A 19,444-nucleotide genomic window follows, 5' to 3' on the forward strand; every position below is an offset into this window, starting at 1 on the left:
TCCTATTATTAAACTTTACTACCAAACCAACAGATATTACGAGCAGTCATAATCAATAAACCAGCTTGCTCAGAATTTAAACTCTTAATATCAGTTAAATCATCTATTCCTTGATTAGCTAGTTCTTCTAAGGTAAATATATTTTTTTCTGCTAACTTTGATGCTAATACTAAATTCATTCCATTAATACCTAATAAATCATCTGATGTTGTCTTTTTTTCAATTTGATTTTTTTTATCTAACTCTATTAAAAGTAATTTACTTTTAGCACTTTCACGTACTAAAGAAGCTTCTTCTTTAGTTAAATTCTCAATTTCTAATAATTCTCTAAAGGGTACATAAGCTAATTCCTCAAGAGAAGAAAATCCTTCTTTTACTAAAATTTTAATAATTTTATCATTAATATTTAAATTTTTTTTAAATGTATTAAAGGCAGCATGAGCTTCTTCTTGATGTTTAAAATGAAGATCTTCTTTAGTCATAACGTTTAATTCCCAACCACTAATTTGTGAAGCTAAGCGAACGTTTTGACCATTTCGACCAATAGCTTGTGCTAAATTACTTGCATCTACAGCTATATCCATAGTATGACGATCTTCGTCTACTACAATAGAAGATACATCGGCTGGTGCCATAGCATTGATAACAAATTGAGCAGGATTGTCATCCCATAAAATAATATCTATACGTTCACCACACAACTCACTTGATACTGCTTGTACTCGAGCACCTCTCATTCCTACACAAGCTCCTACTGGATCAATACGTTTATCATTAGTTTTTACCGCTATCTTTGCTCGAGAGCCTGGATCACGTGCTGCTGCTTTAATTTCAATAACTTCTTCGCCTATCTCTGGTACTTCTATTCTAAATAATTCAATGAGCATTTCTGTTTTTGAACGACTAATAAATAGTTGAGCATTACGGGATTCAGGATATACTTTATATAAAATACCACGAATGCGATCACCAATACGAAAGTTTTCCCTAGGTAACATTCCCTCACGTAAAATTAATGCTTCAGCATTATTACCTAAATCTAAAGTTAGATTATCTCGATTTATTTTTTTTACTATACCAGTAATTATTTGACCAATATATTTACGAAATTGATCAACTAACATTGCTCGTTCTGCTTCACGAACTTTTTGTACAATCACTTGTTTTGCAGTTTGAGTTGTTATTCTATCAAAATTAACAGATTCAATTTGATCTTCTACAAAATCATTAATTTTAACATTTTCGCCTTCAAAACATGCTGCTTCCAAAGTAATTTCTCTAGTAGGTTGTGTCACAACATCTACTACCATCCAACGTCTGAAAGTAGTAAAATTTCCAGTTTTTCTGTTTATACTAACTTTAACATCGATTTCCTGTTCATGTTTTTTCTTAGTTGCTGTTGCTAATGCAATTTCCAAAGCTTCAAAAATTTTTTCACGAGGAAGAGATTTTTCATTAGACACAGCTTCCACGACAGCTAAGATTTCTTTATTCATTTTAAAGAACCTCAAAATAAAAATTTTTTAAATGAGAAATAGTAACTCATTTTACATGTATTAATTACAAAAAATTTAATTATGAAATTAGATAATTAATACACTAATTTTTACTAATCAAGAGTTTATATAATTAATTATTAATTAATATTAAAAATAACTATTAAGATTGTATAATTAGAATAAATATTCTAATAAAAAACCCCGAAAATTCGGGGTTTAAGTGATTTCACCCTATATATAAATTTTTTATTAAAAATATTTTTATATTGTAAATTTTTAAATATTATTAATATAAAAATTATATATAATTAATCTAGAATTTTTAAATAAAAAACTAAATGGTACCGAGGATGGGAGTTGAACCCATACGCTTATTTAGCACTATCCCCTCAAGATAGCGTGTCTACCAATTTCACCACCTCGGTAAAAAAATCTTAAATAAAATTAATATATATAATTTATTCTATTAGAAAAAATTAATGAGGTATATCAAGATTTAACGATTTTTTTTCTAAAATAGATTCATGTTTTGTAATATTTTTTTTATTATCTTCTAAAAAAAAATCTACGTCCATTTTTCTATTATTAATATTACATAAAACAATACTTATTATTAAAAATAAAAAAGATAGAACTGAAATAATATTTGTTATAAAACTGTTTGTTCCTATATTATTAAATAATTTAATATTGCTTGTTGTATTTGAATTTAAGGTGTTATTAAGTCCTTTTCCTGGTTGTAATAAAATCAAAAAAATTAAAGAAAGAGAAACGAAAATAAAAAAAATTAAGAAAAACAAATACATAAAAAATAATTTCCTTTTTTATAAAGTTTTCAAAAAAATATAATTTTTTTTCAATAAAAATTATTATTGATGGTAAAATATAAAAATTCAAAACACTTTAATTATATCTGCAATATAATGAGCTAATTTATAAACTTTTAAATAATTTTCTCCTTCAACCATAATTCGAATACAAGATTCTGTTCCAGATTTACGAATTAAAACACGACTATTTTTACCTAAAATTTTTTTATATTGACTAAGAATAGTTTTTAATTTAACATTTTCTTCTAAATTTATATCTTTTTCTAAAAAAACATTTAACAATACCTGAGGAAATAATTTTATTTGACTTAGTAAATCATATAAAGTCATATTATTATGAATCATAATCAACAAAACTTGTAAACTAGCTATAATCCCATCTCCGGTAGAATGTTTATCAGATAAAATAATATGACCTGACTGTTCTGCTCCTAGTATCCATTTTTTTTCTTGTATTTTTTTATATATATTACGATCTCCTATTTGTGTTGGATAGAAGGGAATACCTAATTTTTTTAATCCTAAAACTATTCCCATATTAGTCATTAAAGTTCCTACAACACCTCTATTTAACTCTTTTATTTTCAAATATTCTTTTGCAATAATATAAATTATTTGATCTCCATCTATTTTATTTCCTAAATGATCTACCATAATAACACGATCTCCATCACCATCAAATGCTAAACCAATGTTTGCTTTTTCTGATATCACTGCATTTTTTAAATTTGAGATATTAGTAGATCCTGAGTTTTTATTAATATTTACTCCATTAGGAGTGGCAGAAAGAATTATTACTTTTGCTCCTAAATCCTGAAAAACTCTTGGTGCTACATTATAAGTTGAACCATTCGCACAATCTATAACAATAGTAAATTTAGATAAATTTAAATCTTTAGGATAAATATTTTTACAAAAATTAACGTATTTACATTCAGGATTAATAATTTTACTAGAATAACCATAATGTATAAAATCAGGATAAGTAAAAATATTTTTTATTTTTTTTTCAATTTTTAATTCTATTTTTTTAGTTAATTTAATTCCATTTTTATAAAAAATTTTTATCCCATTATCATCAAAAAGATTATGTGATCCTGAAATAATAATACCCGCTGAAGCATTAAAATATCTGGTAAAATATGAAATTGCTGAGGTCGGTATACAACCAGCCAATAAAGTAGATATACCTGTAGATAAAATACCAAATTCTAAAGCTGACTGTAATAAAGATCCAGAAATACGCGTATCTCTTCCGATAACAATTTTTTTTTCTGGATTGTTTCCTAACACCATTCCAATAGCTTTTCCTAATGTCAAACAAAATTCTGGGGTCATAGGATTTTTTCCTACTTTCCCACGTATACCGTCTGTTTTAAAATATTGCAAATGAGTCATAACAATTTTATTCCTACACTCAATTTTAAATATAATTATATTTGCAATAAATTATAATAATTATTCTGTATAGTTAAAAAATAAGATGAAGTTATAATAACTTTATCACTTCATCTTATTTTAATACACATTAAATTAAAAAATTTTAAAAAAAATAAAATAATATTATTGATAGAAAAATTTTTTTTAAACATATTATGAAATATATTTATATTTCTAAATTTTTAAAAATTATGTACTAATGTCAGTCGCTGTCCATCCTTGTGGTTTGCGTACTTCTCGTCTTTCCATTAAATCATCAATTTGAAATGCATCAATAGTTTCATATTTTATTAAAGCATCTTTCATTGCATGTAATATATCAATATTTTCATTTAAAATATTTCGAGCTCGACTATAATTAGTTTCAATTAATAATTTTACTTCTTCGTCAATAATTCTAGCTGTTTCATCAGACATATGTTTTGCTTTAGCTACTGAACGACCTAGAAACACTTCTTCTTCTTCTTCAGCATATAGTAAAGGTCCTAGTTTATCTGAAAAACCCCATTGAGTTACCATATTTCGAGCTAAATTTGTAGCTATTTTAATATCATTACAAGCACCAGTAGAAACATTTTTTGATCCATAAATAATTTCTTCTGCTAAACGACCACCATATAAAGTAGATATTTGACTTTCTAATTTTTGTCGACTGATACTAAGTGTATCTGATTCTGGTAAAAAGAACGTAACACCTAATGCTCGTCCTCTAGGAATAATAGTAACTTTATGAGCAGGATCATGATCAGGTACTAATCGTCCAATAATTACATGACCAGCTTCATGATAAGCAGTAGACTCTTTTTGAAAATCACTCATAACCATTGATTTTCTTTCAGAACCCATCATCATTTTATCTTTAGCCCTTTCAAATTCCAACATAGATACTACACGATTATTAAGTCTGGCAGCAAAAAGAGCAGCTTCATTAACTAAATTTGCTAAATCAGCACCTGAAAAACCTGGGGTTCCACGTGCAATAATCATAGGGTCTACATCTTTAGATAAAGGAACTTTTTTCATGTGAACTTTTAAAATTTGTTCTCTTCCACGAATATCTGGAAGAGGTACAATAACCTGACGATCAAATCGACCAGGACGTAATAATGCAGGATCTAAAACATCAGGTCTATTAGTAGCGGCTATTAAAATAACACCTTCATTTCCATCAAATCCATCCATTTCAACTAGCATTTGATTTAGTGTTTGTTCTCTTTCATCATGTCCACCGCCTAATCCTGTACCTCTTTGTCGTCCTACTGCGTCAATTTCATCAATAAATATTATACATGGAGCTGACTTTCTTGAATGCTCAAACATATCTCTCACTCTAGAAGCACCAACTCCAACAAACATTTCTACAAAATCAGATCCTGAAATAGTAAAAAATGGAACTTTTGCTTCTCCAGCTATTGCTTTTGCAAGTAAAGTTTTACCAGTCCCAGGTGGACCAACCATTAATACTCCTTTCGGAATTTTTCCTCCTAGTTTTTGAAAACGACTAGGTTCTTTAAGGTATTCAACTAATTCACTCACTTCTTCTTTTGCCTCATCACATCCTGCAACATCTGAAAAAGTAGTTTGAATTTGATTCTCTGATAACATACGTGCTTTACTTTTTCCAAAAGACATAGCACCTTTTCCACCACCTATTTGCATTTGCCTCATAAAAAATATCCATACACCAATTAATAATAACATTGGAAACCAAGAAATAAAAATCGAAATTAGAAGACTTGGTTCTTCAGGAATAGAACCTGTAATTTTAACATTTTTTGTTAAAAGATTATCTAATAATTTAGGATCATTAATAGGTATATAAGTAGTATATTTACTGCTATCTTTTTTAGTTACGCTAATTACACGTCCATTAATATATGCTTCACGAATCTGATTCTGATTAACTTCTGATAAAAAAGTTGAATAATCAACTCTATGATTATTTACATCATGAGCATTGAAGTTTTGAAAAATAGACATCAATATAACTGTTATGACTAACCAGAAGATCAGGTTTTTAACCATATCATTCAAAGGAACAACCTCTCATTGAATCTATATATTAAAAATAACACAGACTAATAACTATAATGTTTATCTGATTGCTAGAATGAATATTTCTCGAGATCTTGTTCGAGAAGTTTTAGGTTTGCAAATTTTGACTTTTTTAAATAGTGTTTTGATTTCTTTGTAAAACTCATTAAAACCTTCTCCTTGAAATGATTTTAACAAAAAAATACCGTTTTTAGATAATAAAAAATCTGATATTTTTAATGCTAATTTACATAAATTAATAATACGTGGCATATCAATAGAAAAATTCCCTGTAATATTAGGAGACATATCTGACATGACTAAATCAAATTTAATATCACTTAAAGAACTTAATACTAAATTAAATATTTTTTTATTACGAATATCTCCTTGAAAAAAATTAACACCTTTTATTGGTTTAATAGGTAATACATCAAAAGCTGCAATATATCCTGTTTTTCCTATCTTAGTAATTGCATATTGTGACCAACTTCCAGGAGCCGCCCCTAAATCAATGACATTCATACCAATTTTAAATAATTTATTAGTTTTGTCTAATTGCTCTAATTTGAACCAAGCTCTAGAACGTATTTTATTTTTTTGTGCTTCCTTGACATATTTATCATTAAAATGTTCTAATAGCCAACGATTAGAACTTTTTGATTTTTTTTGAGAATTCATATTCTTATATACGTTATAGTTAACTTTTAAAAAATAAAAAATATTTTTTATATGATTAAATATAATCTATTTTTAAAATTTTATATTCAACATTGCCACCTGGTGTATATATTACTACAGTGGCATTATTTTTTTTTCCAATCAGACCTCTAGACATTGGAGAATTTATAGAAATTAAATTTTGTTTAAAATCAGATTCATCATCACCTACAATTTGATAAGTAAATTTTTCATTTGTTTTTATATTTAAAACAGTAACAGTAGAACCAAAAATTACTCGTCCATTGTTAGATAATTTTGTTACATCTATAATTTGCGAATTAGATAATTTTGCTTCAATTTCCTTAATACGTCCTTCACAAAAACTTTGTTCTTCACGAGCTGAATGATATTCAGCATTTTCTTTTAAATCACCATGTTGCCTTGCTTCTGCAATTGCATTAATAATACGAGGACGTTTTATACTCTTTAATTGTTGAAGTTCTTGACGAAGTTTCTCTGCACCTCTTACAGTCATTGGAATTAAATTAATCATATTTACACACTCCATTATTTTTTTATTTAATATTGTAAAAAATTATTTTTAATAAAAAAAACATCTTGTTTACAATATATATATATATAAATACTTTTTAAAATTAAAAAAAATGTTAAAATTTTAAATATTTTCAGTAAAAATATATATTTTATAACATAATATGTTTGTATGTAATTTTTAAACTATCAAGATTTTTATTAATGTGATTAAAAATTTTTTATAAAAAATTATATTTAAATAAATATAAAAAATAATTTAAAATTAATTATGTATTTTTTAGTTTCACTTAAAAATATTTTTTTTAAATATATACTTTTTTTGATAATAAAAATTTATATTGTTTTATATTAAAGTAAAAAATATAATTTATCAAAATTTTAAAAAATTCATTCTATTAATATGTAACATTATATGTCTTATTTGAAATATTTAATATATTTTACATATTTTTTAGTATCGATAAAATCATCATTTCAATTTTTTTAAGATTTTAAAATCTTTTCAAAAATTTAATCAAAAGTACATTAAAAATGAATAATCAAGAAATAAAATCATTACTTATTACTGAGTTAAATTTAAAAGAAGCATATATTACAGGCGATAGTAATCATATTAAAATAATCGTCATAGGAGATATATTCAAAGGAGAAAGTCAAGTAAAAAGACAACAAATAGTTTATGCACCTTTAATAAATATGATTGCAAAACAACATATTCATGCAATTTCTATTGTTGCTTATACAGCTGAAGAATGGAAAAAAAACAACAAAAAAATTAAGAACTCTATTCATAAAACATAAGAAAATTTTACATATTAATAAAATAGAGATTTATCAATAAATGGATAAATTTTTTATAATAGGTAGCAAAAGTTTAAATGGAAACGTTTCTATTTCTGGTTCTAAAAACGCCGCATTACCAATTTTATTTATGAGTATATTGACAGAAGAAAAAATAAAAATCAGAAATATTCCCAATTTGACAGATGTTAATATAGCACTTGAATTACTTGAATACTTAGGAGCAAAAATAAAACATCAAAAAATATTATATATTGATCCTAGTTCAATTAATAACTTTTCACCTCCATATGATTTGATTAAAAAAATCAGAGCTTCTATATGGATATTAGCTCCTCTTTTAACACGATTTGGAAAAGCTAAAATATTTTTTCCTGGAGGATGTCAAATAGGAAAAAGGCCAATAGATTTGCATATAAAAGGTCTAATTAAATTAGGTGCTACAATTAATTTAGAAAAAAACTGTATTAATGCATCTATAAAAGGACGTTTTCAAGGTAAATACATCCTAATGAAAAAAAATAGTGTTGGCGCAACTATTACAATTATGAGTGCAGCTGCTTTAGCTCAAGGTATTACCGTTATTGATAATGCAGCTCAAGAACCTGAAATAATTGATATTGCAAATTTTTTAAATACATTAGGTGCTAATATTATTGGAGCAGGTAGTAATAAAATATTTATTACAGGTGTTTTAAAATTAAAAGGAGGCACACATCAAATCATTCCAGATAGAATTGAAACAGGAACTTTTTTAGTTGCCGCAGCTGTATCTCAAGGGAAAATTATTTGTCATAACACTGAACCTAAACACTTAAAAAGTGTATTAGTAAAACTAACTGAAGCTGGAGCAAATATTAATATAGGAAAAAATTGGATTAAATTAGATATGAGAGGGAAAAGACCTAAATCCTTAAATATTCATACCGCACCTTATCCCGGATTTCCAACGGATATGCAATCTCAATTTGCTTTATTAAATACAATTTCTAAAGGCGTAGGTAATATTACTGAAACCATATTTGAAAATCGTTTTAATTATGTTTCAGAATTGATTAATATGGGAGCTAAAATTAAAATAAAAAAAAATACTATTGTGTGCTATGGGATACCTATATTATCATCTGCAAATGTTTTTTGTACTGATTTAAGAGCATCTGCAACATTAGTTTTAGCTGGCTGTATTTCTAAAGGCGTAACAATAGTTAATAAAACACAACATCTTATTAGAGGATATGAATTATTTCATAAGAAATTAAATAAATTAGGAGCTGATATTACAATGATATGAAAAAATACTCGTCATTTAATTTATGAAATAAAACAATTGTAAAATAGACTTTTTATTTAAAAAAATAGTATTTTTAAGTAAAAAATTAATTATATTTTATTTTAAAACAAGCAAAAAATTAACTATAAAAAAATACAAATAATTAGTCACAATCATCGGAGTCTTGTATGTATGCAGTTTTTATAAGTGGTGGAAAACAACATAGAGCAACTAAAAATCAGATTATAAGATTAGAAAAATTAAATAATTCACTTGGTACAACTATAGAATTTAATCAAATTTTAATGATTTCTAATGAAGATTTTACAAAAATTGGCACACCTTTTATAAAAGGTGCAAAAATAAAAGCTCATATTGAAAATCACGGTCGTCTGAAAAAAATAAAAGTTGTTAAATTTAATCGCCGCAAGCATTATAAAAAACAACAAGGTCATCGTCAATATTTTACTGATGTAAAAATTATAGATATTAATCATATTTCAGAAGAGAGTTAAAAAAATGGCACATAAAAAAGCTGGAGGATCTACTAGAAATGGACGAGATTCTAATGCTCAAAGACTGGGTGTTAAATGTTTTGGCGGTCAGTTAATTTCAGCTGGTAGTATAATTGTTAAACAACGTGGAACAAAATTTCATCCTGGTAAAAATGTATCCTGTGGGAAAGATCATACAATTTTTGCTACTTCAAAAGGAAAAGTAGAATTTAAAAAAAAAGGATTAAAGAAAAGAACGTATATTAATATTATAAATTAAAATATGCAAAAACCCCCTTTTTTTAGGGGTTTAATAATCAACATCTTCTAAGATATATAATTTTTTAAAATAAAAAACAATAATAATTGGATATAAAATGAAATTTGTTGATCAAACTATAATACAGGTTATTGCTGGAAATGGTGGAGATGGATGTATAAACTTTAGAAGAGAAAAGTATATTCCTAAAGGTGGTCCAGATGGTGGAGATGGTGGAGATGGTGGAAATATTTGGTTAGAGGGTAATAACAACTTAAATACTCTAATAGACCTTAGATTTAAAAAAAAATTCCAAGCTCAAAATGGGCAAAATGGATCAGGTAAAAAATGCACAGGAAAAAAAGGAAGCGATATAATAATACACGTACCTGTAGGGACAAAAGCAATAAACTATCAAACACGTGAAATCATAGGTGATTTAATTAAACATCAGCAAAAAATATTAATTGCCAAAGGAGGTTGGCATGGATTAGGTAATACTAGATTTAAATCTCCTACTAATCGTACTCCAAGACAAAAAACCCTAGGCTCAATAGGAGAAAAACGAGATATACAATTAGAATTGTTTTTAATTGCAGATGTAGGCACATTAGGCATGCCTAATGTAGGAAAATCTAGTTTAGTTGCAAGTATATCAGGAGCTAAAACGAAAATTGCAAACTATCCATTTACAACATTAAATCCAATTTTAGGAAGTGTAAATGTTAAAAATAATAAAAAATTCATAATAGCAGATATTCCAGGTATAATAAAAGGAGCATCTAACGGTTGTGGATTAGGAATTCGTTTCTTAAAACACCTAGAAAGATGTAAAATATTATTACATATAGTTGATTTAATGCCTCAAAATAATTGTCATCCAGCACAAAATATACAAATAGTTTTAAATGAACTCAAAAGATATAGTATAAAATTATATAATAAACCGAGATGGTTAGTCTTTAATAAAATCGATTTATTCACTTCAAGAAAAGTTAATCAGATAATTAATGAAATTCAAACTCAATTAAAAATAAAAGAAAAATATTATTTTATTTCATCATTAAAAAAAGCAGGTATAAAAAAATTATGTTTGGATATAAGTAAATATTTAGAAAAAGAAAAAAAGAACTCGGTTTTTTAAAAAAACCAAGTTCTTCTAAAAAATAACTATTTTTAAAGTTTTTTCTAATCTTAACGTTTTGAAAATTGTGGACGCTTTCTTGCTTTACGAAAACCTACTTTTTTGCGTTCAACTTGACGAGAATCACGTGTCACAAATCCAGATTTTCTTAATTCAAAACGTAATGATTGATTATATTTAATTAACGCACGCGTAATACCTTGACGAATTGCACCTGCTTGACCAGAGATACCTCCTCCTTTAACAGTAATATAAATATTGAATTTATTCATCATGTCAACTAATTCTAATGGCTGACGAACAATCATACATGAAGTTTCGCGACCAAAATATTCTTGTAAAGAACGTTTGTTTACAACTATCTCTCCATTTCCAGATCTTAAAAAAACTCGAGCAGAAGAGCTTTTTCGACGACCAGTTCCATAATTTTGATGCTGAATCATTTTTTATACCTTTAATTAAATTTTTAATAATTGAGGATTTTGCGCTATATGATAATGATTTTCATTTGGAAAAACTTTTAATTTTTTAAACATTGCACGTCCCAAAGGTCCTTTTGGCAACATACCTTTGACTGCAATTTCAATTACTTTTTCCGGAGAACGAATTATCATCTCTTCAAATCTAAATTGTTTTATTCCACCGACATAACCAGTATGGTGATAATAAATTTTATTTGTTTTTTTTCTTCCTGTAACTAATATTTTTGAAGCATTTAAAACAATAATATAATCTCCAGTATCAAGGTGAGGAGTATATTCCACTTTATGTTTACCCCGAAGACGAAGAGATAATTCACTTGCTAATCTACCTAATATTTTATTAGTTGCATCTACGTAATACCAATTTCTTTTAATATTACTTGATTTAATTGAAAAAGTTTTCATTGACAAACCACATTGAAATATAATTATTTGTATATAAAATAATACTATGATTAGAATTAATAAGATATAGTAAATACATTTAACTACAAACATACAATTTAAACTATCTTATACAAGATTATAAAAATAATTTAATATAATATCTTTGTTTAAAATAATAAATATATAATTAAAAATATTGATTTACTCATGCTTTTAATAAAATTAAATTTTTATACAAAACATGTTTTTAAGAAAAATTCACTTTTTAAATATCAGAAATGTTACATATTTCATAGGTAATAAATTATGCCTAACAATCCACTACTTGTTTTCCGTGATCAAATTAATAATATTGATAAAAAAATAGTACAATTATTATCAGAAAGAAAAACACTAGTATTAAAAATAGCTAAATCTAAAATAAAAAATAATCAATCAATACGGGATATAGAACGTGAAAAAAAAATGTTACAAGAATTAATTGTTTTAGGTAAAAAAAATCATTTAACGGCTGAATATATTACTCGATTATTTCAACTGATAATTGAAGAATCTGTGTCAACTCAAAAAAAAATGTTACAAAAATTTTGTAATAATCATAAAAAAAATATTTCTAATTTTTCTTTTTTAGGTCCTAAAGGTTCCTATTCTCATATTGCTGCTTGCGAATATGCAAATCAAAATTTTAAAACATGTATTACAAAAGAATGTACAACATTTGAAGAAGTTGTCATATCAGTAGAAAATAATGAATCAGACTATGCTGTTTTACCAATAGAAAATACTTGTTCTGGTTATATTAATGAAATTTTTTATTTATTAAAAAAAACTAATTTATTTATTATTGGAGAAATTAGTATATTGATTGATCACTGTTTACTTTCAATTCAAAAAGTTGAATTAAATAAAATTAAAACAGTATATAGTCATCCTCAACCCTTTCAACAATGTAGTAACTTTATTAAAAAATTTCCAAAATGGAAAATAAAATATACAAAAAGTACAGCTGATGCAATGAAAAAAATTTCTCAGTATAACGATCCAAGAAATGCAGCATTAGGAAGTGAAATAGGAAGTAAAATTTATGGATTAAATATTTTATCTAAAAATTTAGCAAATCAAGAAAAAAATATTACAAGATTTATTTTACTGAATAGAAATCCTATTGAAGTATCTAAAAAAATACTAGCTAAAACAACATTAATATTTAGTACAGGACAAGAATTAGGAGCTCTTGCTAAAGTATTATTAATATTACAAGAAAAAAAAATAATTATGAAAAAATTAACTTCTCATACCATTTATAAAAATCTATGGGAAGAAATTTTTTATATTGATATTGAAGCAAATCTATCATCAACTTTAATGCAAGAAACAATAAAAAAAATCGAAAAAATCACTAAATTTGTAAAAATTCTAGGATGTTATCCTAGTGAAAAAATTATTCCAACAATACCGTGAAATTTTCAAAAACAAAAATATTTTAATAAAATATAGTTACTTTTAAAAAAAGTATCTAAAATATTAAAAATAATTTTTTAAAAACATTATTTTAATTAAGATATATATTCAGAAATTTTAATATGAGCAATCAACAATGTTTAACAACTTAACTCAACGTCTTTCACAAAGTTTACGTAAAATTATCAACAAAGGAAGACTTACAGAAGAAAATATTGAAGATACTATACGCGAAGTAAGAAAAGCATTTTTAGAAGCAGATGTAACCTTATCAGTAATAAAAAAATTTATAGAAAATGTTAAAAAAAAATCAATTGGTCATCAAATCAATAAAAGTTTAACTCCAGGACAAGAATTTATAAAAATTGTTAAAAATGAATTAATACTTGCTATGGGTGAAAAAAGTAATAGTTTAAATTTATCTATTACACCACCAGCAGTAATATTAATAGTAGGTTTACAAGGAGTTGGAAAAACTACTAATTTAGCAAAATTAGCTAGATGGATCAAAAACAAACACAAGAAAAAAATATTAATTGTATCTACTGATATTTATCGTGCTGCCGCTATTAAACAACTTCAAATGTTATCTCAACAAATCGAAGTAGATTTTTTTTCATCTAATATAAATCAAACACCAATAGAAATTACTGAGCAAGCAATAAAATATGCTACGCTAAAATTATATGATGTGTTATTAATTGATACAGCAGGACGTTTACATATTGATAAAAAGATGATGAATGAAATTCATGAAATACAGGCTTTATCAAAACCCATTGAGACACTTTTAGTAGTAGATTCAATGATGGGACAAGATGCAATAAATATGGCTAGAATATTTAATGAGGAATTATCTATATCTGGTATAGTATTAAGTAAAACAGACGGTGATTCTAGGAATGGAATTGCTTTATCTATGCGTTATGTTATTGGAAAACCTATTAAATTCATAGGAACAGGAGAGAAAATAAATGAATTAGATGCTTTTTATCCTGAAAGAACTGCAGAAAGAATTTTAGGTATGAACGATGTTATGTCTCTTATTGAAGATATCGAAGAAAAAGTAGATCAATTTCATGTTAAAAAACTAACAAAAAAATTAAAAAAAGGTCATGATTTTAATTTAAACGATTTTTTGATACAAATTAAACAAATGAAAAAAATAGGAGGACTTAATTATTTTATCGATAAATTTTCTACGAATAATAAATTTTTTAATAAAATATCATCATTAAATACAGATAAAAATACATTAAATAGAGTAGAAGCAATGATACAATCCATGACGCCCAAAGAAAGAATAAAACCAATAATTATAAAAGGTTCAAGAAAACGTAGAATAGCTTCAGGTTCAGGAACAAAAATACAAGATGTAAATAAATTATTAAAAAATTTTGATGATATAAAAAAAATCATGAAAAAAATAAAAACTAGTGGGATAGCAAAAGTAATGAGGGGAATTAAAAATATACTACCAAAAAACTTTTAAAAATAAATTTACGAAGAGATACATTTAATTAAACGTTTAATAGTTTTGAATATGGGATATTATCCTTTATTTTAATTAAAAATTATTAATTTTTTGATCTAATTAACCTTAAAAGAAGAAAATACATATGGTAAAAATTCGTTTAGCTCGTTATGGAACAAAAAAACGTCCTTTTTATAAAATGGTCGTAGCTGATAGCCGTTTTTCTAGAGATGGTCGATTTATTGAACATGTTGGTTACTTTAATCCTATTGCGAAAGGAAAATCTGAAAAAATTAAATTAAATTTAAACCGTATTGAATATTGGAAAAACCAAGGTGCTCAAATGTCAGAAAGAACTAAAAAAATAATTAAATTGTTAAATGAAAAAAAGTAACATTATAAATATGGCTCTAAATAAAACAGTTAATCCAATATTAATAGGAAAAGTAGGAAAACCTTATGGTATATTAGGTTGGATAACTATTTTTTCTTTTTCAGAAAAAAAAGAAAAAATTTTTAATTATCTTCCATGGTTTTTTTTTAAAGAAAAAAAATGGATAAAAATTAATCTTGATAATTGGAAAAAACACAAAAAAAACTTTATAGTAAAGATAAAAGGGGTTTCTGATCGTACAGAAGCCACGATGCTAACTAATTCAAATATATTAATTAATAGTCATCAATTACCTATATTAAAAAAAAATGAATATTATTGGTTTGAAATTATTAGCTTTAACGTATTTAATACAAATCAAGAATATTTAGGCCAAGTAATCGATTTAATGAGAACAAAAAACAATGACATTTTAATAATTAAAAATGAATTAAAAAACTATAAAAAAAAAATTCTCATTCCTTTCATTGATAAAGAAATAATAAACAAAATAGATGTTTATAATAAAATTATAATAGTCCAATGGAATTCAATCATATACTATAAATGAAAAAAAAATATGATAATACCTTTATATGGTTTAAAATTATTACAATTTTCCCAGAAATGTTTCGTGCTATTACTCATTATGGTGTAACTAATAAAGCAATTAAAAAAAACATTATTAACATTGATTGTATTAATCCAAGGGATTTTTCTAAAAACAAATATAAATCTATAGATGATCGTCCTTACGGAGGAGGACCAGGTATGTTAATGAGTGTTGAACCATTATACTTATCTATTCAACATGCAAAATCTATGCTAAAAAATGCTTTTATTATTTATTTATCTCCTCAAGGAAAAGTATTTCAACAGAATCATATAGAACAATTAATCAATAAAAAAAAAATAATTTTTATTTGTGGTAGATATGAAGGAATAGATCAAAGAATTATTGATAACTATGTTAATGAAGAATGGTCTGTTGGAAATTACATACTTACCGGAGGAGAATTAGCAGCTATGATTATGATCGATTCTATTTCTAGACTAATCCCTGGTGTTATTAAAACAAAAAAATCAATAGAAGAAGAAACGTTTTCTAAGAATTTACTTGATTATCCTAATTATACTAGACCGAAAATAATAAGAAATAAGTCAGTACCCGAAATATTATTATCTGGAAATCACAATAAAATTCGTCTTTGGAGATTAAAACAATCACTCGGAAAAACATGGAAAAATCGTCCTGATCTTCTAAAAAACAAATTAACAAAAGAAGAAAAAATACTATTAGATGAATTTAAAAAAGAGCATAAAAAATAAAAAATATCATTAATATCTTTAGTTGTCTAATTTAAAGGGAAATACATGACAAACATTATTCACACAATAGAAAAAGAACAACTAAAAAAAAATATACCTATTTTTAGGTCTGGAGATACTCTAGAAGTAAAAGTATGGGTTATTGAAGGTTCTAAAAAACGTTTACAATCTTTCGAAGGAATTGTAATAGCAATAAAAAATCGTCATTTAAATTCATCTTTTACTGTACGTAAAATTTCTAATGGAGAAGGTATTGAACGTGTTTTTCAAACACATTCACATAGTATAGATGAAATTCTTGTAAAAAGAAAAGGTTTAGTAAGAAAAGCAAAACTATATTACTTAAGAAGTAGAACTGGTAAAGCTGCACGTATCAGAGAACGACTTAATTAATAATGTTTAAAATACTTATGACATGCAGTCACGATATACTTCTTGACTGCATTATTTTTTAGTATTACGTAAATTAAAAAAGAATTTTTACTTTAAATAATTAAGCAGTTCCGCCTATTGTCAAGCTGTCTAATTTAATAGACGGTTGACCAATTCCCACTGGAACGTTTTGTCCATCTTTTCCACAAACACCCATGCCTTGATCCATTTTTAAATCATTACCAACCATTGATATCTTTTGCATAACTTCCAAACCAGATCCTATTAAAGTTGTATTTTTAATAGGTATAGAAACTTTTCCTTCTTGTATTAAATAAGCTTCCGAAGTAGAAAAAACAAATTGTCCTGAAGTAATATCAACTTGACCTCCTGAAAAATTCACAGCATATATTCCATAATCAACACTTTTAATGATATCTTCTATTTTTGATGTTCCAGATAACATATAAGTATTTGTCATGCGAGGCATGGGCAAACAAGAATAAGATTCACGACGAGCGTTTCCAGTAGATTTTGTCCCCATTAAACGTGCATTAAGTTTATCTTGCATGTATTTTTTTAATATTCCTTTTTCAATTAAAATATTATATTGACCTGGAGTACCCTCATCATCAATAGTTAATGAGCCACGTTGATCTTGTATTGTTCCATCATCAATAATTGTACATAATTCTGATGCAACTTTTTTACCAATCATACCAGTAAAAATTGAAGTTCTTCTTCTGTTAAAATCACCTTCTAAACCATGTCCAACTGCTTCATGTAACAATACTCCTGGCCATCCAGATCCCAAAACTACTGGAAATGTTCCTGATGGAGCTTCTTTTGAAGATAAGTTTAAAAGAGCTATACGTACTGCTTCTCTAGACCAATAATCAATTCTAACTTCTCTTGAAAGATCATCTTTTTTTAAAAAAAAGTCATAATCAGTACGACTACTTCCTCCACTTCTACCACGTTCTCTTTTTCCATGATCTTCAACTAAAACACTAATTGAACAATATACTAATGGTCTTATATCTGAAGCTAAATTTCCATCAGTTGATGCAATTAAAATTTGTTCATATGAACCTGTTAAAGTAACATTTACTTCTACGACACGATGATCAACACTTCTAGCTATATGATTAGCTCTATAAAGCAAATCATTTTTTTCTCTAGAAGAGATTTTTTTTAATGGATTCATATTAGTGTAAAATGGTATTATCTTTTTTTTTGATAATGTTTTTGTTTTTCCTCCGCCTTTTGAAAAAATAATACTATTCGCCATATTAGTACTTTTTATTAGAGATTCTTTTGATATTTGATCTGCATATGCAAATCCTGTAGTTTCTCCTTGAATAGCTCTTACTCCAACTCCTTGATCTGAATGATAATTTCCTTCTTTTATAATTCCATTTTCTAAAAACCAAGATTCATGAAGATGAGATTGAAAATAAAGATCCCCATAATCTATTTTACGTTTACATAGTTCTTCTAAAGAAACAAAAAGATCTTGATGATTTATGTTATTTGCAGTTAATAAAGATTCAGTAACTAATTCAAATGTCATTCGAACCTACTTAATTTATAATAGTCTTGTAAAAACTTATTATAAAATATAATATAAAAAAATAAAAATTATTATTTTACATATTTTAAATAAAAATTATCCAAACTAGAGATTAAATCATGAAAAAAGTTACAAAAATACTAATAATAAATGGACCTAATTTAAATCTTTTAGGAACAAGAGAAACTGAAATTTATGGTAATATAACTTTATCTGCTTTATTAAAAAAATTAGAAATAGAAGCTAAAAAACTTAATATTTTATTACAACATATACAATCTAATGCAGAACATGTTTTAATTGATAAAATTCATTCTTCAAAAAATGAGATTGACTATATTATAATTAATCCAGCTGCATTTACACATACTAGTATAGCAATTAGAGACGCATTAATAGCAGTTAACATTCCCTTTATTGAAGTTCATATTTCAAATATTTACGCTAGAGAAAATTTTCGTTCTCATTCATGGTTATCTGATATTTCTAAAGGTGTTATATGTGGACTAGGCATAGATGGTTATATTTGGGCATTAAAAACAATATCTAATAGAAAAATACAGATATAAAACAACGAATAAGTTTTATATTTTTTTAAAAAAATGAGATAAAAAAATATTTTGCACTCTCTTATTAAGAAATTAATTCTTAATAAAAATAGAAAGTGCAGCAAAAAAAATCATCTAAAAAAATGTTTAACAATCATTAATTCATACCATATTTTTTTAATTTTTTCCGTAACGTGCTACGATTAATTCCCATCATTAAAGCTGCACGTGTTTGATTTCCTCGAGTATATTGCATAACCATATCTAGCAAGGGTTGTTCTAATTCTGCTAATGCTAATTCATATAAATTATTTACATATTTACCATTTAAATTCAATAAATAATATTTTAAAGATTTTTTAACTGATTCGCGCAAAGGTTTTTTGACAATTTGATTTTGAGAGTTTGTAGTAGATACAACTAAAAATTCTTTTTTTATAGGTTCTTCTAACATAA

At 25.7% G+C, this 19,444-nt stretch carries 22 protein-coding genes and 1 tRNA gene; 12 read left to right on the forward strand and 11 right to left on the reverse strand.

The genetic code is table 11. The features are described from left to right. Positions 1–8 precede the first annotated feature (8 nt). The 7 genes from nusA to greA all read right to left on the reverse strand — a co-directional run bounded on the left by nusA (position 9) and on the right by greA (position 7,019). A complete protein-coding gene (gene nusA / locus D9V66_RS01930; protein ID WP_158365768.1) occupies positions 9–1,496 on the reverse strand; it encodes a transcription termination factor NusA in 1,488 nt (495 codons plus the stop codon). Positions 1,497–1,838: 342 nt separating this feature from the next. Continuing rightward, a tRNA-Leu gene (locus D9V66_RS01935) sits at positions 1,839–1,924 on the reverse strand. A gap of 51 nt (positions 1,925–1,975) precedes the next feature. Further along, positions 1,976–2,305 carry a preprotein translocase subunit SecG gene (gene secG, locus D9V66_RS01940; RefSeq protein ID WP_158365769.1) on the reverse strand — a complete coding sequence of 110 codons (330 nt, stop codon included), beginning with the start codon at positions 2,303–2,305 and terminating at the stop codon, positions 1,976–1,978. Positions 2,306–2,392: 87 nt separating this feature from the next. After that, on the reverse strand, positions 2,393–3,727 hold the full coding sequence (gene glmM, locus D9V66_RS01945) for a phosphoglucosamine mutase (protein WP_158365770.1): 1,335 nt from the start codon (positions 3,725–3,727) through the stop codon (positions 2,393–2,395). Between the two features lie 231 nt (positions 3,728–3,958). Continuing rightward, on the reverse strand, positions 3,959–5,794 hold the full coding sequence (gene ftsH / locus D9V66_RS01950; protein WP_158366036.1) for an ATP-dependent zinc metalloprotease FtsH: 1,836 nt from the start codon (positions 5,792–5,794) through the stop codon (positions 3,959–3,961). A gap of 69 nt (positions 5,795–5,863) precedes the next feature. Continuing rightward, entirely contained in the window at positions 5,864–6,484 is a 621-nt protein-coding gene (gene rlmE / locus D9V66_RS01955; RefSeq protein ID WP_158365771.1) for a 23S rRNA (uridine(2552)-2'-O)-methyltransferase RlmE, read from the reverse strand. A 55-nt stretch (positions 6,485–6,539) separates the two neighbouring features. After that, complete coding sequence (gene greA, locus D9V66_RS01960; protein ID WP_158365772.1) at positions 6,540–7,019, reverse strand: transcription elongation factor GreA; 480 nt, start codon at positions 7,017–7,019, stop codon at positions 6,540–6,542. A gap of 533 nt (positions 7,020–7,552) precedes the next feature. Here greA and D9V66_RS01965 point away from each other — a divergent pair. The 5 genes from D9V66_RS01965 (at position 7,553) to cgtA (ending at position 10,989) form a co-directional block, all read left to right on the forward strand. Then, positions 7,553–7,822 carry a BolA family protein gene (locus tag D9V66_RS01965; protein ID WP_158365773.1) on the forward strand — a complete coding sequence of 90 codons (270 nt, stop codon included), beginning with the start codon at positions 7,553–7,555 and terminating at the stop codon, positions 7,820–7,822. 40 nt (positions 7,823–7,862) lie between these two features. Beyond that, entirely contained in the window at positions 7,863–9,113 is a 1,251-nt protein-coding gene (gene murA / locus D9V66_RS01970) for a UDP-N-acetylglucosamine 1-carboxyvinyltransferase (RefSeq protein WP_158365774.1), read from the forward strand. A 167-nt stretch (positions 9,114–9,280) separates the two neighbouring features. Further along, positions 9,281–9,607 (forward strand): 50S ribosomal protein L21, encoded by a 327-nt coding sequence (gene rplU, locus D9V66_RS01975; RefSeq protein WP_158365775.1) that lies wholly within the window; start codon positions 9,281–9,283, stop codon positions 9,605–9,607. Positions 9,608–9,611: 4 nt separating this feature from the next. Next, positions 9,612–9,866: a 50S ribosomal protein L27 gene (gene rpmA / locus D9V66_RS01980; protein ID WP_158365776.1), complete on the forward strand. Its 255-nt coding sequence runs from the start codon at positions 9,612–9,614 to the stop codon at positions 9,864–9,866. 97 nt (positions 9,867–9,963) lie between these two features. Beyond that, entirely contained in the window at positions 9,964–10,989 is a 1,026-nt protein-coding gene (gene cgtA, locus D9V66_RS01985; protein ID WP_158365777.1) for an Obg family GTPase CgtA, read from the forward strand. A gap of 50 nt (positions 10,990–11,039) precedes the next feature. Here cgtA and rpsI read toward each other — a convergent pair whose 3' ends face one another. Next, positions 11,040–11,432 carry a 30S ribosomal protein S9 gene (gene rpsI / locus D9V66_RS01990; protein ID WP_158365778.1) on the reverse strand — a complete coding sequence of 131 codons (393 nt, stop codon included), beginning with the start codon at positions 11,430–11,432 and terminating at the stop codon, positions 11,040–11,042. Positions 11,433–11,447: 15 nt separating this feature from the next. Then, on the reverse strand, positions 11,448–11,876 hold the full coding sequence (gene rplM / locus D9V66_RS01995) for a 50S ribosomal protein L13 (protein WP_158365779.1): 429 nt from the start codon (positions 11,874–11,876) through the stop codon (positions 11,448–11,450). 288 nt (positions 11,877–12,164) lie between these two features. Here rplM and D9V66_RS02000 point away from each other — a divergent pair, with 288 nt between their 5' ends. The 6 genes from D9V66_RS02000 to rplS all read left to right on the forward strand — a co-directional run bounded on the left by D9V66_RS02000 (position 12,165) and on the right by rplS (position 16,888). After that, positions 12,165–13,319: a chorismate mutase gene (locus D9V66_RS02000; protein ID WP_158365780.1), complete on the forward strand. Its 1,155-nt coding sequence runs from the start codon at positions 12,165–12,167 to the stop codon at positions 13,317–13,319. A gap of 136 nt (positions 13,320–13,455) precedes the next feature. After that, entirely contained in the window at positions 13,456–14,811 is a 1,356-nt protein-coding gene (gene ffh / locus D9V66_RS02005; RefSeq protein ID WP_158365781.1) for a signal recognition particle protein, read from the forward strand. Between the two features lie 127 nt (positions 14,812–14,938). Next, positions 14,939–15,187: a 30S ribosomal protein S16 gene (gene rpsP / locus D9V66_RS02010; protein WP_158365782.1), complete on the forward strand. Its 249-nt coding sequence runs from the start codon at positions 14,939–14,941 to the stop codon at positions 15,185–15,187. 1 nt (position 15,188) lies between these two features. Continuing rightward, positions 15,189–15,737, forward strand: a complete 549-nt coding sequence (rimM, locus tag D9V66_RS02015) for a ribosome maturation factor RimM (protein WP_158366039.1) — start codon at positions 15,189–15,191, stop codon at positions 15,735–15,737. Next, positions 15,734–16,495 carry a tRNA (guanosine(37)-N1)-methyltransferase TrmD gene (gene trmD / locus D9V66_RS02020; protein WP_158365783.1) on the forward strand — a complete coding sequence of 254 codons (762 nt, stop codon included), beginning with the start codon at positions 15,734–15,736 and terminating at the stop codon, positions 16,493–16,495. Before rimM ends, trmD begins: the two co-directional genes overlap by 4 nt. 45 nt (positions 16,496–16,540) lie before the next feature. Beyond that, positions 16,541–16,888, forward strand: coding sequence for a 50S ribosomal protein L19 (gene rplS, locus D9V66_RS02025; RefSeq protein ID WP_158365784.1), 348 nt, complete (start codon positions 16,541–16,543; stop codon positions 16,886–16,888). Between the two features lie 100 nt (positions 16,889–16,988). On the opposite strand, the gene tldD is transcribed toward rplS, so the two are convergent. Then, positions 16,989–18,440, reverse strand: coding sequence for a metalloprotease TldD (gene tldD, locus D9V66_RS02030; RefSeq protein ID WP_158365785.1), 1,452 nt, complete (start codon positions 18,438–18,440; stop codon positions 16,989–16,991). Between the two features lie 119 nt (positions 18,441–18,559). On the opposite strand from tldD, the gene aroQ reads away from it, so the two are divergent. Beyond that, positions 18,560–19,009, forward strand: coding sequence for a type II 3-dehydroquinate dehydratase (gene aroQ, locus D9V66_RS02035; RefSeq protein WP_158365786.1), 450 nt, complete (start codon positions 18,560–18,562; stop codon positions 19,007–19,009). Between the two features lie 136 nt (positions 19,010–19,145). Here the strand turns inward: aroQ and fis are convergent, their stop codons facing one another. Next, complete coding sequence (gene fis / locus D9V66_RS02040; RefSeq protein ID WP_158365787.1) at positions 19,146–19,442, reverse strand: DNA-binding transcriptional regulator Fis; 297 nt, start codon at positions 19,440–19,442, stop codon at positions 19,146–19,148. Positions 19,443–19,444 lie beyond the last annotated feature (2 nt).

The sequence above is a fragment of the Buchnera aphidicola (Brevicoryne brassicae) genome, from assembly GCF_005082825.1.
GTDB classification, from domain to species: domain Bacteria; phylum Pseudomonadota; class Gammaproteobacteria; order Enterobacterales; family Enterobacteriaceae; genus Buchnera; species Buchnera aphidicola_AK.